The sequence below is a fragment of the Flagellimonas profundi genome (assembly GCF_017313275.1).
Taxonomy (GTDB): domain Bacteria; phylum Bacteroidota; class Bacteroidia; order Flavobacteriales; family Flavobacteriaceae; genus Flagellimonas; species Flagellimonas profundi.
In genome coordinates, this window is sequence record NZ_JAFLNM010000003.1 from 87,641 (window position 1) to 102,993 (window position 15,353).

Consider the following 15,353-nt stretch of genomic DNA (forward strand, 5'->3'; position numbering starts at 1 on the left):
GAACTGATATATATTAAGGAAATTAGTCCAGGTACTTTTCAAAATGATTCACCTCGACCTTGGCCTTTAGGTCGTGCAATAGGTTATAAAGCCCAAAAAATGTGCGGTTTATGTACAAAAAGTGCTTGGACCCGCGATTTCCGTTCATTTTTCGGATTTGCTCATCTTTGGAATAACGTTCACTGAGATTCGCAATTTTCGACCAGAAGCCCTCATCACCAAAATCGAAGGTCTCTTTGTGAAAAGGTGAAGTGAAAATCGTAAGCATTTCTTTGAACAGGGCTTTGAAAAACCGCAATTCCTCTTCGGAATCCGTTGGTGTCAAAATCTCTAGTTCATACAGCTTCTCCATGAAGATTTTATCGTTATTGATATTCTCTTCTTTGGCCAGTTCAAAATAGGGTACATAAAAATCCTCTGGAATTTGCTTGATACAACCAAAATCAATTGCAATCAGTTTACCTTCTGAACTAACCAGGAAGTTACCTGGGTGAGGGTCTGCATGTACCCGTCTTAGCTTATGGATCTGAAACATGTAAAAATCCCAAAGTGCCTGCCCCAACGTATTGCCGGCATCGGCATCGAAATCGGTTCGGGTAAATTCCCCCAAGTGGGTCCCATCCATCCAATCCATGGTCAAAATACGCTCGCTTGATAGTTCGCGGTAATATTTTGGAAATTGCATGTTCGGAATTACGGAACATTCGGTAGTTATTTCGTGACTTTGCTCCAGTTCCAAAATATAGTTGGTCTCTTCAACCAGCTTGTGCTCTACTTCTTTAAAGTATTTTTCGGAATCTTTGCCCTTAAGGTTGAACATTTTAATGGCCACGGGTTTCACTAGGGCCAAATCACTACTAATACTTTCGGCCACTCCGGGATACTGTATTTTGACCGCTAATTTTTTACCACCCTTTTCGGCCCGGTGTACCTGTCCGATACTGGCAGCGTTCACAGAATCCTTTTCGAATTCATCAAAAATATCCTCTGGATACTTGTCCAAATATTTTTTAAAGGTCTTGCGCACCAAAGGTGCGGACAAAGGAGGTACCGAAAATTGAGAAAGGGAGAACTTTTCCACGTAGGCCCGCGGCAACAGGTTTTTCTCCATACTGAGCATCTGTGCCACTTTTAGCGCACTTCCTTTCAAACTTTTTAGCCCGTCGTAAATATCCTCGGCATTATCTTGGTCCAAGGTATCTTTGGAAGTTTCGGGGTCCACTAGTCTTTTACCGTAATATTTTACGTAGTTCCCTCCTATTTTAACCCCAGTTTTCACGAGCTTTCCAGCTCGCTCTAATTTTCCGGTGGGGATGGTATCCAAACTTTTCATTGGCCTTATGCGAATTTCTCTTTATAAAGGAATTTTCCGAAGTCCACAATTTTTTCCAAGGGTGTACTTTCAAAAATTTGAAAAATAGTCGTTACGGATTTTTCAATGGCAATGTCGGTTTTTTCGAAACCTGGGGAGCCATCTTCCATCCAAAATTTTAGGATGAACAAAAACTGTAACCATGCACCTTCAGAGAACAACGGGGCATTGTATTTAAAGATTTTGAGATTCTTTTCATCATTTCGTTCTTCAATCAAAGTAGAGGCAAAGTCCTTGAATCTTTTACGTAACCCTTTCAACTGGGCCAAGCCTTCCAAAGAATATTTGTGCTCTTTCATGATGAACAGTACATAGCTCCTGTTCAGTGTCAGGTTCTCGAAAAAAGTGAAGAAAAACGTCAGCATTTTTTCTTCGTTGGTCATGGAGGTATATTGCTTGTTCTTTTGCATTACTCCATAACTATTATCAAAGAATTTGTTCCAAATGGATTGCTGTAGGGATTCAAACGAACCAAAGAACCCATAAAATTCGTCTTCCTTTATTTTATGTTCCTTACAGAATTTGAATACCGAGCTTGGCACTTTTTCGTTTTCCAATACGGATTCCATATAGAGGCTTACAATTTTATCCTCGGTAATTTTGGATTTAGTGGTATTTGCCATTTTGGTATTTTTTGAAGAGTTAAAAAGGTTAGTATTGCGCAATCCAGCTTTTAAAGAAAATGCACTTTCGAGCGAAAGTGCATTTTCACAACCTAACCAATAAATAAACAAACTTGTTATAGTAGTACTATCTCATAGCAATTTTTATCCTATAACACTGTAAATATAGTTATTTTGTTTAATCTTTTTCTAAATTAAATAAACAAAATTATGTTAAAATTGATGTCGCGCTCTCAAAATGCCTTTCAAATGTCAGTTTGTCATATTTGACACTATGGTATTTTTTTTGACTAATCAGCAGTAAAAAGACTAAAAAATAAAACGATGGCTACAGGTAAAATCAATGTTTCAGTAGAGAACATTTTCCCTTTGATCAAAAAGTTTCTTTACAGTGATCACGAAATTTTCTTGAGGGAACTTATTTCCAACGCTACGGATGCAACCTTAAAATTAAAGCACCTTGCTTCCATTGGAGAGGCGAAAGTTGAATATGGAAACCCCATGATCGAAGTGAAGGTGGACAAGGACAATAAGCGCATCCATATTATAGACCAAGGTATCGGTATGACCGATGAGGAAGTGAAAAAGTATATTAACGAAGTAGCTTTTTCCGGAGCCGAGGAATTTTTGGACAAATACAAGGATGCCGATAAAGATGCGGGCATCATCGGGCATTTTGGTCTTGGTTTCTACTCTGCCTTTATGGTAGCGGAAAAAGTGGAGATCATCACAAAAAGCCATAAAGAGGAACCAGCAGTGCATTGGAGTTGCGACGGTTCTCCCGAATTTTCCATTGAACCAAGCGACAAAAAAGAAAGAGGAACGGAAATTATCCTTCACATAGCTGAGGATTCCACAGAGTTTTTGGAAGACGCCAGAATCCGTGAGCTTTTGGTGAAATACAACAAGTTCATGCCCATTCCGATCAAATTCGGAACAAAAACGGAAACGCTTCCCAAACCAGAAGGTGCCAAAGAAGATGACCCAGCGCCAACCAAGGAGGTGGACGACATCATCAACAATCCAAACCCTGCGTGGACCAAGCAGCCTACCGATTTAAGTGAAGAGGATTACAAGAACTTTTATCGTGAGCTATACCCCATGCAATTCGAGGAACCTTTGTTCCACATCCATTTGAACGTGGACTATCCGTTCAATTTGACGGGTATTTTATACTTCCCAAAGTTGACGAACGACCTCAGTATTCAAAAGGATAAAATCCAATTGTACCAAAACCAAGTGTTCGTAACGGACAATGTGGAAGGAATTGTTCCCGAGTTCTTGACAATGTTGAAAGGTGTAATCGATTCCCCGGACATTCCATTGAACGTTTCAAGGTCTTATCTTCAGGCTGATGGCGCCGTAAAGAAAATTGCTTCCTACATCACCAGAAAGGTTGCGGACAAATTGACTTCTCTTTTTAAAAACAACCGTAAGGATTTTGAACAAAAATGGAACGACATTAAAGTGGTAATCGAGTACGGAATGCTTTCCGAAGATAAATTCTTTGACAAAGCGGACAAGTTTGCACTTTATCCATCGGTTGATGGTGACTACTATACGTTCGAAGAGTTGGAAGCCAAGATCAAGGACAATCAGACAGACAAGGATGACAAATTGGTGGTCTTGTATGCCTCGGACAAAGACGCACAGCACAGCTATATTGAAGCTGCACAGAAAAAAGGATATGAAGTCCTTTTGTTGGACTCCCCAATTGTGCCACACTTGATGCAAAAATTGGAAACTTCCAAAGAGAACCTATCCTTTGTACGAGTGGATGCCGACCATGTGGACAACCTCATCAAAAAAGAGGATACGGCCATTTCCAAATTATCCGAAGAGGAAAAAGAGAAATTGAAGACCGAGATCGAAGAAGTAACCAAGGACAAAGGATACACCATTCAAATGGAGGCCATGGAAAGCAGTGCTTCGCCGTTTATCATCACGGAGCCTGAATTTATGCGCCGAATGAAGGAAATGCAGCAAACCGGTGGCGGTGGTATGTTTGGTATGGGCAATATGCCGGATATGTACAACCTGATCGTAAATACCAATCACGAATTGGTAAGCGAGATCTTGAACACCAAGACCGCGAAGAAAAGGCAAAGGCTGATCAATCAATCTTTGGATTTGGCGCGCCTATCCAAAGGATTGTTGAAGGGTGAAGAACTCACCAACTTTATAGCCCGAAGCTACGATATGATCAAATAAGCATAGTTTTTCTATGATCAACACGCAAAACCGCTCATTTAGAGCGGTTTTTGCATTTTATGACTATCTTGGTGTACAAACCAATCAAAACGTGACCAATAACGATTACAACAGCCCAACCTTTAAAAAGCTCTTGGATTCCCTTCAGCAGCAAAGTTGGGAATTGGAACTTATCATCTCCGGTTTTGCCATTTTTGGGCTCTTTACGGCATACGATCCACTCCGTATAGAAATGGTGAATGCCCAAAACGAAGATCAGGTCTATCGTTTTGTTGTTTATTTTATATTGAACATTGCCTGCTCCATTCTTCTGTTCAATCTATTGCTCCACGTTATCCTAAGGGGATTATGGATAGGCGCATTGGGGCTGCGGTACGTTTCCGGTGATATAGAATTTGAAAAACTAAGCTATTCCGAGCGCTTTACCAACTATTTAAAAAAGCGAATCATTTCTTTTGACCGCTACATTGCCAACTTGGAAAATTATTGCAGTGTATTGTTCGCCATTTCCTTTTTATTGATTTTCTATGTGCTTGCCATGACCATGATCATTCTATCGATCGTATTCGTGGCGAATTATATTATTGAGGGTAGTATATTTCCCGAACAATTCGGGGAAATATTCGGGGCCATCCTTATAGTTTTCATCATTTTTGGAATGTTCCTTACGTTTATCGATTTTGTTACCCAAGGTTGGTTGAAAAAAAAGAAATGGATATCCCGAATATACTTTCCCATATATTGGATTTTCAGTTTTATAACCCTGTCGTTCCTGTACCGCCCCTTGGTCTATAATTTTTTGGACAACCGTTTCGGAAAACGACTGATATTGCTACTGGCACCTATTTATATCATTATTCTATTGATTACAAGTCTGGAATACAGGAATTCCAATTATTTGGAGCAGGACCTCAATTCCTCCAGCATATATGCGAACCGCGAAAACTATTTGGACATGATGACCGAAGAAGGGGACTTCCCCGGAAGTCTGGTGATTCCATCAAAAGTTATTAGCCAGCCTTACCTGAATATTTTCGTTCCTTTTTCGGAAAATTTGGAGAATCTCGTTTTTGCCTATAACGATTCTTTGACCCCGGAAGACGACCGCAGGGGACTATCCAGCAGCATCAGAGTAAACTCTAACTGGAGCGACAAGATTACAAGTTTGAGCCAAAAAGACAGCATCCGTAAAATGTACTTGCAAACGTTCAACGAAATGCATTCCTTTCGAATAGACACACTGGAAGTGGACGAAGAATTTATCCTGACCACAGGCATGAAGAATATCCTCGGATTTGAGACTTTTCTAAAAATTTCCAATCTTGCTGAAGGCAAGCACATTTTAAGACTGAGGCGCAAAAGAAAGGAAAAAGATACCGTGGTTACCTTTACAGATGTTATATTACCGTTTTGGTATTTTAAAAACTAGAAAATTATGGCTCCATGGCATCTTTATGTAATGGCAGGAATGTACATTATTGCAGGTTTAATGCACTTTATAAAACCGAAAATGTATATGCGGATCATGCCCCTGTATTTACCGAACCATAAACTCTTGGTCCATTTAAGCGGAATCGCAGAAATTTTATTGGGGATAGGCGTATGTTTCGATGCTACCCGAAAATTGAGCAGCTTTGGAATCATTTTAATGTTGGGCGTGTTCTTATCGGTACATTTTTACATGCTTTCGGGCGAAAAAGCATCGGCTGGCATCCCTAAATGGATATTGATTCTTCGAATTCCCTTACAATTCTTTTTAATGTATTGGGCATATTATTACGCATATCTCTAAAATCCCCTGCTGCTCAACTGTTTTTTCAATAAAGTTACCTGAATGGAAAACATAAGACCCAAAAAGAGGAAAGCATACACCAATACTTTGGAAGAGGTATAACCTTCCATCCAGCTCCAATCAGCATGGAACCATGCCTCCATGTTCAAGTTTTTAAACCATCCCTGACTACTATCGAGTCCGACTTGAGAACCAATAAAAATAAGTAAGGCAACGAATGCAATAAACGCAATGGACAATACTTTTCCTGATACCAAGGGCTTATATTGAAAGATTTCCTTCGAGGTCCCAGCTTCAAGTTTGTGCAGCACATTTTGGGTAAAATCAACAGAAGGTGATTCCAATGGAGCATCATCCATTAACTTATCCACAAAAGCTTCCAGTTTTTTATCCTCTAGTTCATCCATTGCTTTACAATAATTCTTTGTTCACACTCTTTTCCATAATACTGGCCAATCGTTTTCTGGCCCTGAACAACCTTACCTTAAGTGTATTTATGGGAAGGTTGGTTACTTTCTCCATTTCTTGAAGGTTCTTTTCCTCAAGATAAAATAATGTAAGGACTCCTGCATCCTCATCCGATAGTCGCGACAAACATTTGCCAATTAACGCACTCCTTTCGGTCCTGACCATTTTTTGAAAGGCCGTGTCCAAATCCGCATAGGAGATTTGATCAACCATCTCCAACTCGGTATGCATCCTTTTCTTTTTTATTTTCTTGATCCTGTCCAAACAAGTGTTGTAGGCAATCCTATACATCCATGTAGAGAGCTTGGAATCCCCTTTAAAGCTCGGCAAGGACTTATAAACCTTAATAAACACGTCTTGCGACACCTCTTCAGCTTCTTCCCTGTTGCCCAACATTCTAATGGAAAGCGTAAAGACCAGATCCTTATAGCTGTCCACCAAATCGGAGAACGCGCGGGTATTGCCCTTGCCTATTTCCGAAATGAGTTGTTTTTCTTTGTTGGTCAGCATTGTTCATTGGACGACAAAAGTGCCTTTTAGGTTACAATAAAAATAATATGTATAAAATTATGTAACCTTACTCAAAAAACTGTCGTCATAGCTTATGAACAAATAAATTATTGAATAATCATTAAAACGAACAGTTATGGGATCAGAAGTAATTATTATACCAATTATTTTCGGAGTCATTTTTGCCATTGCCTACCTTTATTTTTCAACCAGGAACAAAGAGCGCCTTGCATTGATAGAAAAAGGTGCTGACGCCAGTATTTTTGTTAGGGGGAAAAGGGATGGTACGGCTCCGGTCTGGAAAATCGTTCTCCTTAACCTTGCCCTACTGCTTATGGGCATAGGGGCAGCCATTTTTGTGGCCTCCATGTTGGTCTACAGCGTCGGAGTAGAAGAAGAAGTAGCTTATCCGGGAACCATCTTCCTATTGGCAGGTGTTGGCCTTATGGTAGGTTTTAACATGACCAAGAAATTGGATAAGGAGGATTAATTTTTTCTACATTATTTAAAATGAAGGACCACCGCCAAAAGCGGTGGTTTTTTATAACTTGCCATTATGAAAGTTATCTCCACAAACCTCGGTGAGCCCACAAAAATAGTTTGGAACGGCAAAGAAACCATGACCGGCATCTACAAATACCCTGTTGACGAACCTCTTTTTCTGGATGTCGAAGATGTTCAAGGAGATACGGTAGTAGACCGAAGATACCACGGTGGCACGTACAAAGCTTGTTACTTGTTTGCTGCGGAAAACTACCCGTATTGGAAAGAAAAATACCCTCTTTTGGATTGGAATTGGGGCATGTTCGGTGAAAACTTGACCATTGAAGGTTTGGATGAATCACAGTTAAGGATAGGGAGCATATACAAGCTGGGCGATGCGTTGGTACAGATTACCCAACCCAGGGAACCCTGCTATAAGCTCGGCGTTCGATTTGGCGACCAAGATATCCTAAAAAAATTCATAGACCATGGATTCCCAGGCACCTACATCCGTGTTTTGGAACCTGGCAAAGTAACCATGGGGGATTCCATGGAATTGGTGGAGGAATCAAAAACCACTTTGACCGTACAACAATTCTATAAGTTGCTTTTTTCAAAAACCAAAGACCGAGATTTGCTGCAAATGGCCATAAACAATAATGCCCTCCCTCGAAAGAAAAGGGAAAAGCTTAAAAAATGGACATAAAAAAAGGGGGCCTCCCGACCCCCAATGCACATAAAAATTAACTAAACAAACTATCTTACTTCCATAGTTTCCTTGTAGGTACCAAATTTGTCCACTACAACTATGGTATACTCACCTTCAAAAGCTTTTTCGAAGTTGAATGCTTTTTCTACAACTACGTCTCCATCGATAGCTTGGTCAAAAACCAATCTATTCTTGTTATCATAAACTTTAAGGAGAACTTTACCTTGAGAGATGTTCAAAAGGTTCATCATTACTTTTTGACCTTTCTTTACAAATACTGGATCAAGGTTAACTTTTACCAAGTTTTTTTCAACCTCGTATTTGGCTACTGTTTTTTTACCAAAATCGGTTGCGTCCGTGTTGGCCATTCCAATTGCACTGATCAAAAGGGCCGCTGCTACTGTTAGATTTTTTACTACTTTCATAACACTTCGTTTTTTTAAGATTACAGTACAAATGTATGTCGCAATGGTGTACAGAAATACCACCATCTTTTCCACTTTCTATGCTATATTAACAGGGTAGTTGTTTTAACAAAGTATTAATGATAAAATAGCATAACTTTATGGTAACATTGTGGATATTTGTGTTTTAAACACATTTGTAACTTTGCCATTAAGAAGAAAAAATTGCACTAAATGATTCAAAAACCAGCATTTGAAGCAATAGCCCCAAGTTTTGGTCACTCATTTACTTTTCAGAAGTTCAATGAAAACAATGAGAACAAGAACAATGGTTGGCATTACCACCCAGAATTGGAGTTGGTATATGTAAATGGGGGTTCAGGAAAAAGACAAATAGGCAGCCATGTTTCCTATTATAGGAATGGTGACCTCATATTAATAGGTTCCAATTTGCCACATTGTGGTTTTACGGATAAGCTTACCGGGAACAAAAGTGAAACCTTGGTACAGATGAAAGCGGACTTTCTGGGAAGTGATTTCTTCAATATCCCAGAAATGAAAAACATCCAAAAACTGTTCGAGGTTGCCAAAGGCGGTATTGCTTTTTCTGGAAAGACCAAAATAAAGGTCGGGGAAAAAATGGAGATTTTGGAATACCAAACGGATTTCCAACGATTGCTCTCCATTCTCAATATATTGAACCTATTGGCTACCTCAACAGAAATGAACGTATTGAACGCCGAAGGTTTCTCCATGGAAACAGAGGTTAAGGACAACGACCGCATCAATATTGTCTTTAATCATGTGAAAACGCACTTTAAGGAAGACATAAGTTTGGAGCAAATTGCAGATATGGTGAGTATGACGGTACCTTCTTTCTGTAGATATTTCAAAAAAATAACCAATAAAACATTTACGCAGTTTGTAAATGAATATAGATTGGTCCACGCATCCAAGCTTTTGGCCGAACAGCCTATGAGCATTACCCAAGTGTGTTACGATAGTGGTTTCAACAACTTCTCGCACTTTAATAAGTCGTTCAAGGCATTCACAGGTCAAAACCCTTCGGAATATAGAAATCAATTAAAGACGGTTCTGCAGTCCTAAACAATTTTAGCCGAAGACATCATTTAGGACCTTGGCCAATCGCAAACCTCCCTTTTGCAATTGTTCAAAAAGTAAATTATTGTAATCGTAGGAGTAGCGATATCCGAGTTTTTCACCTACCTCAACGGATTCGTATAGCTCTGCGCAAATTTCGTGGGATTCATCTACCCAATCATATAGGGTACCAGCTTGTATCTCTTTTCTCTTTTTCCGACTAACCCCTTCCAATTCAGAAGCAAGTTCCGTGTAGGTCATCCCATAAGAATCTATCAAATTCTTGTCCCATACTTTATGAAGATTGCTGCCTTCTCCAAACCATTGCACTTGAATATCGTTTCCGCCTTTATCTTCCGCCCTGCTGGCATGCATTGGCTGATGAAGGTCGCCAATGAGATGAATCAGCATTTTTAAATGGAAAACCCGATCTTCGCGGGTATTGTTTTCATCTTTCACTTTTGCGATACATTCCTCAATGGCCATAACAATATCCCCGTACTCACTTTTTTCAGAATCCTTGTACCGCACCCCCAATGGATAGTTGACATAATGCCAGGCCGAATATTTAGAATAGGCCCGATCAGCTTTTATTTCATCGCCAAATGTAGAGACAAAAGCAAGGCTATGTCCGTCCAAAAGATCGTTCAAGGCTCTTTTAGTCTTTCCGGTTAAATGGTTTTGAGCAATTTGTCCCGTAACCCTATGGCCTGTTTTGGACCAAGTTGTGTTACCAAAAACAATAACGGGAAATAAGAATAAAAGGAATAAGGTCTTCCTCATTTTCAAAATTTGTGGAACAAATGGAGTTTTAGAACAATTCATACAGCTAATTTTCGCAATGTTTTGTCAAACAGCAATGCATTTTAAAGTTTTGGGATTTTTTTAACTTCTCTATCTCTTAAATTTGTGGCTCCAACTAAACTAGAGCAATGTTAAAAAAATGTATTGTACTTGTTACAATCCTTCTGCCGTTTGCATTATTATCACAATCGAACCCAAAGAACTTTACCGTTAAGTACATCAATGAAATAATAAAAGTAGATGGTATTTTGGATGAAGGTGTTTGGGAAACCGCGGAAAGCGCCCATGATTTTAACCAATACTTCCCTTCGGACACTACTCTTGCAGCTCAACAGACCGATATTAAGATGCTGTATTCCAATACCACCCTGTATATTGGTATAACATTGAATACGGAAGGAGACGATTACGTGATTCCATCCTTACAACGAGATTACAGGGCCGGGGGCAACGACAATATAAGTTTGATTTTTGACACCTTTAACGATGGCACCAATGCCTTCCTTTTCGGTATGAACCCCTACGGCGTTCGTCGGGAAGCCTTAATTTCCAATGGCGGGTCCGATCGTAACAATTTTACCACTTCTTGGGACGTAAAGTGGAAGGGAGAAACCAAATTATACGATGGTTATTATGTCTGTGAAATTGCCATTCCGCTGACTTCCTTCAAATTTAAACAAGGAGAGACCAAATGGCGATTCAATAGTTACCGGTTCGATATGCAGACCAATGAGACCAGTACTTGGATGAAAATACCGCAAAACCAACTTATTTTCAATTTGGCCTTCATGGGAGACATGGTATTTGAAAAACCCTTGGGGAAATCCAGAACCCCTATGGCCCTTATACCCTATGTGAACGGTATTGTTTCCAAAGATTACGAAAGCAATGAAAGTTTGAACAAAATTGGTTTTGGTGGAGATGCCAAAATTTCGATAGGAAACGGAATGAACCTGGACGTGACCCTAAACCCCGATTTCTCCAATGTGGAAGTGGACAATTTTGTGACCAACCTCACCCGTTTTGAAGTTTCGTTGCCCGAAAGAAGGCAGTTCTTTATTGACAACAGTGACCTGTTCGGTTCTTTTGGAAATGGTAGGGATGCCAATCCTTTTTTCTCCAGAAGGATCGGAATTGCAGAGGACAAGGATGGGGAAACCATAGAAAATGGGATCATAGGAGGAGTTAGGCTCAGTGGAAAGTTAAATAAAAATTGGCGACTTGGACTGTTGAACATTCAAACAGAGGAAGATAAACTGAATGAAATCCCGAGCAATAACAATACGGTTCTGGCACTTCAGAAAAAAATGTTCTCGCGATCGAACCTGAGCTTCATTTTCGTGAATCGACAGTCTTTTGAAGATTACGATTTTGTGGATGAAACCGATAGGTACAACCGTGTTGTTGGACTGGATTACAATCTCGCATCCCAGGACAATACCTGGACAGGAAAGTTTTACTATCATAAAGCATTTGCACACGACATCGGTGACCGAAATGACTCTGGCGGGATGGATCTTCGGTACAATTCAAGATATTTCAACTTCGGGGTCCGTGGTAATTATGTGGGTGACGATTTTCGATCGGACCTAGGTTTTATACGTAGGCAAGATATTATAGCTGCCAGACCTTTTATGGAATTGAACTTTTGGCCAAAAAAGGGAAAATTGAACACCCATGGTTTTCGATTCAGTCCCAATTTTATATGGAGGCCTACTTTGGACTACCAGAACACGGATTACACTATTTTTTCGCAATGGGAGGCACAGTTCAAAACACAAGAGCGTTTTAATGTGCGTATGTTCAACCGGTATACGTATTTGATAGACCCGTTCGACCCCACCCGTACCGATGGTGGAGTTGAGCTACCAGGAAATGCAGGATACCATTATACCAGCTTTGAAATGTCGTTCCAGAGCGACAGAAGAAGAGTTCTCTCCTACTCCGTACAGCCAGGATATGGCGATTTTTACAATGGAAAACGTTATGTTCTTGAGGGAGACGTGAGCCTTAGGCTTCAGCCAAAGGTTTTTATTTCCATGGCAATGATATATAATAGTATCAAATTGCCCGAACCCTACGAGAGCGAAGATATTTTATTGTTGAGCCCACGGATCAACATCACTTTTAACAAATCCATTTTTTGGTCCACCTTGATTCAGTATGGCAACCAATTGGATAATTTAGGGTTCAATTCACGATTGCAATGGCGATTTGCTCCGCTCTCCGATTTGTTTTTGGTATATAACGATAATTACTTTGTAAATTCCTTTATGCCCAGAAGCCGCTCCATCAACTTAAAGTTGACGTACTGGCTCAATATTTGATCAAAGGAATAATTAAAGGGTTATTGTATTTTAATAAGATAAAATACGAATTAACCTTTTTATGAAAAAAGTAATTATATCGTCCACCTTATTTATGGCTTTATATTTAAACGCTTGCACCTAAGAATGCGATTGTAAAGTTGATGATAATGGTAGGATTGAATGCCCCTGCTGATCATTGTAATATGGTAGGGCAAAATTGAATATTACCGCCACTACCTCTCCTATTTTCCTATATTTGGGCTTCTAGCTTAAAAATATATGGACCAACTACCGTTTACCCAAGATACCGTAATCTTCGGGCTACTTTGCCTCTGCTTAGGCTTCGTTTTTTATACTTCATCCATTAAAACCGGATTCTGGGGAAAGTTTTACCGTGTGGTTCCCACAGTTCTCATGTGCTACCTATTGCCCGCTATTTTAGCCAGTGTAGGAATCATAGACGAATCCTCTTCCAATACGTATTATGTGGCTAGTAGATACCTTTTACCCGCTGCATTGATTTTAATGACCTTGAGCATTGATCTTAAAGCCATCCTGAATCTTGGCTCAAAAGCGTTGGTGATGTTTTTAACAGGTACAGTGGGCATTATAATAGGTGGCCCCATCGCTATTTTGATCGTATCCATATTTTCGCCCGAAACAGTCGGCGGTGTCGGACCGGATGCTGTTTGGAGAGGTTTGGCCACCATTGCCGGAAGTTGGATCGGTGGAGGTGCCAATCAAGCAGCCATGCTGGAGGTTTTTAAGTATAATCAGGAAAGCTATGGCGGCATGGTACTAATAGATATCGTGGTCGCCAACCTTTGGTTGGCCATCATCTTGTTAGGTGTCGGCAAAACCAAAAAAATAGACCGTTGGCTAAAAGCGGATACTTCATCCATTGAAGAGCTTAAGGTAAAAGTATCCACCTATACCGAAAAAATTGCCAGGGTCACTACCCTCAAGGATTTTATTATGCTGCTTTTCTTTGCTTTTGTTGGCGTTGGCATTGCCCATTTGGCAGGGCATCATTTTGCCGGTTTTTTACAGGATAATTTTGAGGTTATCCGTAATCCACAGAAAATATTGTCCTCCCTTGGATCGCAATTTCTTTGGATGGTTGTTTTTGCCACGGCCATCGGAATAGGTCTTTCATTTACCAAGGCAAAGAATTACGAAGGAGCGGGAGCAAGTAAAATCGGAGGCATGTTCATATACATTTTGGTGGCAACCATTGGAATGAAGATGGATTTGGGCAAAGTATTGGACAATCCCGGACTTATCGCGATAGGACTGATTTGGATTACCATTCACGCAGGTCTTCTTATTTTGATGGCAAAATTGATCAAGGCACCTTTCTTTTTCTTGGCAGTGGGCAGCCAGGCCAACGTGGGTGGGGCTGCCTCCGCACCTGTTGTGGCCGCCGAATTTCACTCTTCACTGACCTCTGTGGGCATACTTTTGGCCGTTTTTGGTTATGTTGTGGGTACTGCTGGCGCATATTTATGTGCTTTGTTGATGGAAGTCGCCTCGAATGTTTAAATATTTTCAGAAGATTATGCATCTTTGCCCAGCTAAAATTTTATGATGAAGCAGATATTGTTTGTATTGCTAGTTGGAGTCACGGTATTGACTTCCTGTGAAAAGAGTACGGAAAACACCATGAACGTTAGTGGAAATATCAAGGGACTGAAAAAGGGAACCCTTTATTTGCAACAATTTAAGGACTCCACACTTGCCACATTGGACTCGTTGCAGATTAAAGGTGATGGCGCCTTCAGTTTTACAACAGAGGTGAATGAACCCGAAGTTTTCTATCTCTACCTAAAGAAAGAGGACAACAACGACATCAACGATAGAATTACCTTTTTTGGAGAGTCTGGCGATATTGTCATCAACACCTCATGGAACACTTTTGATACCAATGTGGACATCTCTGGTTCCAAATCGCACGAAAAGCTTTTGGAATTTTATGATATGGCCTCCAAGTTCAATATTAAGGAACTCACCTTGGTGCAACAGGCATCAACTCCGGAGCTTCAAGAAGATTCGGTTGCCTTGGACTCTATCCAACGATTGATCAATCAAAACACTATTAGTAGGTATCGCTACGCACTAAATTTCGGTCTTAATAATGGTGATTCTTATGCCACTCCCTATATTATGATTACAGAGGCCAGAGAAGCAAACCCAAAATATTTGGATTCCATCTATAAGGGCCTGAACCCAGAGGTGGCCGCATCTAAATACGGGAAGGAATTTAAAGCGTTTTTAGACGAAAACAACTAGGCTTCAAGGCTGTTGAGGCGCTCAACAAGCTTAACGGCCTTGTCCTCCAACTCTGTCCGTATGGACTTAAAGTGGGCTTTGGTATCCTCAACTTTTTTCTGGTTGATTTTATCCATTAGGTTATCGTACACCTCAATAGCTTCGTCAATAATTACGGTTCCCTCTTCAGATTCTTTGTTTCCGGAACCGGCTTCCCAAATGTAGACAGCTTCAATAATGTCCCCTAAAACAAAATTGACATCTTTTTTTAAATCACGAATACTTGGCATAACGCGGTG

The 15,353-nt window shown here is 40.2% G+C and carries 16 protein-coding genes; 9 read left to right on the forward strand and 7 right to left on the reverse strand.

What is annotated here, in order from left to right; genetic code table 11:
• Positions 1–22 precede the first annotated feature (22 nt).
• Together J0654_RS13795 and J0654_RS13800 are read right to left on the reverse strand one after the other, a co-directional pair.
• Complete coding sequence (locus J0654_RS13795) at positions 23–1,333, reverse strand: ABC1 kinase family protein (RefSeq protein ID WP_207029707.1); 1,311 nt, start codon at positions 1,331–1,333, stop codon at positions 23–25.
• A 5-nt stretch (positions 1,334–1,338) separates the two neighbouring features.
• Positions 1,339–1,995, reverse strand: coding sequence for a TetR family transcriptional regulator C-terminal domain-containing protein (locus J0654_RS13800; RefSeq protein WP_207029708.1), 657 nt, complete (start codon positions 1,993–1,995; stop codon positions 1,339–1,341).
• 324 nt (positions 1,996–2,319) lie between these two features.
• Between J0654_RS13800 and htpG the strand changes: the two genes are divergently transcribed.
• Genes htpG through J0654_RS13815 form a run of 3 tightly spaced genes read left to right on the forward strand, consistent with a single transcriptional unit; the run spans position 2,320 to position 5,998 of the window.
• Positions 2,320–4,206, forward strand: coding sequence for a molecular chaperone HtpG (gene htpG / locus J0654_RS13805; RefSeq protein ID WP_207029709.1), 1,887 nt, complete (start codon positions 2,320–2,322; stop codon positions 4,204–4,206).
• A gap of 13 nt (positions 4,207–4,219) precedes the next feature.
• A complete protein-coding gene (locus J0654_RS13810) occupies positions 4,220–5,635 on the forward strand; it encodes a hypothetical protein (RefSeq protein ID WP_207029710.1) in 1,416 nt (471 codons plus the stop codon).
• 6 nt (positions 5,636–5,641) lie between these two features.
• Positions 5,642–5,998, forward strand: a complete 357-nt coding sequence (locus J0654_RS13815; protein ID WP_237686008.1) for a DoxX family protein — start codon at positions 5,642–5,644, stop codon at positions 5,996–5,998.
• On the opposite strand, the gene J0654_RS13820 is transcribed toward J0654_RS13815, so the two are convergent.
• A complete protein-coding gene (locus J0654_RS13820) occupies positions 5,995–6,405 on the reverse strand; it encodes a hypothetical protein (RefSeq protein ID WP_207029711.1) in 411 nt (136 codons plus the stop codon). The two genes, J0654_RS13815 and J0654_RS13820, sit on opposite strands and share 4 nt — an antisense overlap.
• Before the next feature lie 4 nt (positions 6,406–6,409).
• Complete coding sequence (locus J0654_RS13825; protein ID WP_207029712.1) at positions 6,410–6,976, reverse strand: RNA polymerase sigma factor; 567 nt, start codon at positions 6,974–6,976, stop codon at positions 6,410–6,412.
• Positions 6,977–7,112: 136 nt separating this feature from the next.
• Here J0654_RS13825 and J0654_RS13830 point away from each other — a divergent pair, with 136 nt between their 5' ends.
• Both J0654_RS13830 and J0654_RS13835 read left to right on the forward strand, forming a co-directional pair.
• On the forward strand, positions 7,113–7,466 hold the full coding sequence (locus tag J0654_RS13830) for a DUF6249 domain-containing protein (protein ID WP_207029713.1): 354 nt from the start codon (positions 7,113–7,115) through the stop codon (positions 7,464–7,466).
• Between the two features lie 66 nt (positions 7,467–7,532).
• Positions 7,533–8,165 (forward strand): MOSC domain-containing protein, encoded by a 633-nt coding sequence (locus tag J0654_RS13835; RefSeq protein WP_207029714.1) that lies wholly within the window; start codon positions 7,533–7,535, stop codon positions 8,163–8,165.
• A 50-nt stretch (positions 8,166–8,215) separates the two neighbouring features.
• Here J0654_RS13835 and J0654_RS13840 read toward each other — a convergent pair whose 3' ends face one another.
• Positions 8,216–8,593 carry a hypothetical protein gene (locus J0654_RS13840; RefSeq protein ID WP_207029715.1) on the reverse strand — a complete coding sequence of 126 codons (378 nt, stop codon included), beginning with the start codon at positions 8,591–8,593 and terminating at the stop codon, positions 8,216–8,218.
• A gap of 213 nt (positions 8,594–8,806) precedes the next feature.
• On the opposite strand from J0654_RS13840, the gene J0654_RS13845 reads away from it, so the two are divergent.
• On the forward strand, positions 8,807–9,679 hold the full coding sequence (locus J0654_RS13845; RefSeq protein WP_207029716.1) for an AraC family transcriptional regulator: 873 nt from the start codon (positions 8,807–8,809) through the stop codon (positions 9,677–9,679).
• 6 nt (positions 9,680–9,685) lie between these two features.
• Here J0654_RS13845 and J0654_RS13850 read toward each other — a convergent pair whose 3' ends face one another.
• Complete coding sequence (locus J0654_RS13850; protein ID WP_207029717.1) at positions 9,686–10,456, reverse strand: S1/P1 nuclease; 771 nt, start codon at positions 10,454–10,456, stop codon at positions 9,686–9,688.
• Between the two features lie 149 nt (positions 10,457–10,605).
• Here J0654_RS13850 and J0654_RS13855 point away from each other — a divergent pair, with 149 nt between their 5' ends.
• The 3 genes from J0654_RS13855 to J0654_RS13865 all read left to right on the forward strand — a co-directional run bounded on the left by J0654_RS13855 (position 10,606) and on the right by J0654_RS13865 (position 15,075).
• Positions 10,606–12,804, forward strand: coding sequence for a DUF5916 domain-containing protein (locus J0654_RS13855; protein WP_207029718.1), 2,199 nt, complete (start codon positions 10,606–10,608; stop codon positions 12,802–12,804).
• A gap of 261 nt (positions 12,805–13,065) precedes the next feature.
• Complete coding sequence (locus tag J0654_RS13860; protein ID WP_207029719.1) at positions 13,066–14,328, forward strand: DUF819 family protein; 1,263 nt, start codon at positions 13,066–13,068, stop codon at positions 14,326–14,328.
• A gap of 42 nt (positions 14,329–14,370) precedes the next feature.
• Positions 14,371–15,075 carry a DUF4369 domain-containing protein gene (locus tag J0654_RS13865; RefSeq protein WP_207029720.1) on the forward strand — a complete coding sequence of 235 codons (705 nt, stop codon included), beginning with the start codon at positions 14,371–14,373 and terminating at the stop codon, positions 15,073–15,075.
• Here the strand turns inward: J0654_RS13865 and J0654_RS13870 are convergent.
• A complete protein-coding gene (locus J0654_RS13870) occupies positions 15,072–15,344 on the reverse strand; it encodes a hypothetical protein (RefSeq protein ID WP_207029721.1) in 273 nt (90 codons plus the stop codon). The two genes, J0654_RS13865 and J0654_RS13870, sit on opposite strands and share 4 nt — an antisense overlap.
• Positions 15,345–15,353 lie beyond the last annotated feature (9 nt).

Excerpts from the sequence above, each read along its gene's own strand:
- J0654_RS13795 (WP_207029707.1), bottom strand. The coding sequence starts at position 1,333 with ATGAAAAGTTTGGATACCATCCCCACCGGAAAATTAGAGCGAGCTGGA.
- J0654_RS13825 (WP_207029712.1), bottom strand. The coding sequence starts at position 6,976 with ATGCTGACCAACAAAGAAAAACAACTCATTTCGGAAATAGGCAAGGGC.
- J0654_RS13840 (WP_207029715.1), bottom strand. The coding sequence starts at position 8,593 with ATGAAAGTAGTAAAAAATCTAACAGTAGCAGCGGCCCTTTTGATCAGT.
- J0654_RS13865 (WP_207029720.1), top strand. The coding sequence starts at position 14,371 with ATGATGAAGCAGATATTGTTTGTATTGCTAGTTGGAGTCACGGTATTG.
- J0654_RS13850 (WP_207029717.1), bottom strand. The coding sequence starts at position 10,456 with ATGAGGAAGACCTTATTCCTTTTATTCTTATTTCCCGTTATTGTTTTT.
- J0654_RS13835 (WP_207029714.1), top strand. The coding sequence starts at position 7,533 with ATGAAAGTTATCTCCACAAACCTCGGTGAGCCCACAAAAATAGTTTGG.
- J0654_RS13820 (WP_207029711.1), bottom strand. The coding sequence starts at position 6,405 with ATGGATGAACTAGAGGATAAAAAACTGGAAGCTTTTGTGGATAAGTTA.
- J0654_RS13810 (WP_207029710.1), top strand. The coding sequence starts at position 4,220 with ATGATCAACACGCAAAACCGCTCATTTAGAGCGGTTTTTGCATTTTAT.
- htpG (WP_207029709.1), top strand. The coding sequence starts at position 2,320 with ATGGCTACAGGTAAAATCAATGTTTCAGTAGAGAACATTTTCCCTTTG.
- J0654_RS13845 (WP_207029716.1), top strand. The coding sequence starts at position 8,807 with ATGATTCAAAAACCAGCATTTGAAGCAATAGCCCCAAGTTTTGGTCAC.
- J0654_RS13855 (WP_207029718.1), top strand. The coding sequence starts at position 10,606 with ATGTTAAAAAAATGTATTGTACTTGTTACAATCCTTCTGCCGTTTGCA.
- J0654_RS13815 (WP_237686008.1), top strand. The coding sequence starts at position 5,642 with ATGGCTCCATGGCATCTTTATGTAATGGCAGGAATGTACATTATTGCA.
- J0654_RS13870 (WP_207029721.1), bottom strand. The coding sequence starts at position 15,344 with ATGCCAAGTATTCGTGATTTAAAAAAAGATGTCAATTTTGTTTTAGGG.
- J0654_RS13860 (WP_207029719.1), top strand. The coding sequence starts at position 13,066 with ATGGACCAACTACCGTTTACCCAAGATACCGTAATCTTCGGGCTACTT.
- J0654_RS13830 (WP_207029713.1), top strand. The coding sequence starts at position 7,113 with ATGGGATCAGAAGTAATTATTATACCAATTATTTTCGGAGTCATTTTT.
- J0654_RS13800 (WP_207029708.1), bottom strand. The coding sequence starts at position 1,995 with ATGGCAAATACCACTAAATCCAAAATTACCGAGGATAAAATTGTAAGC.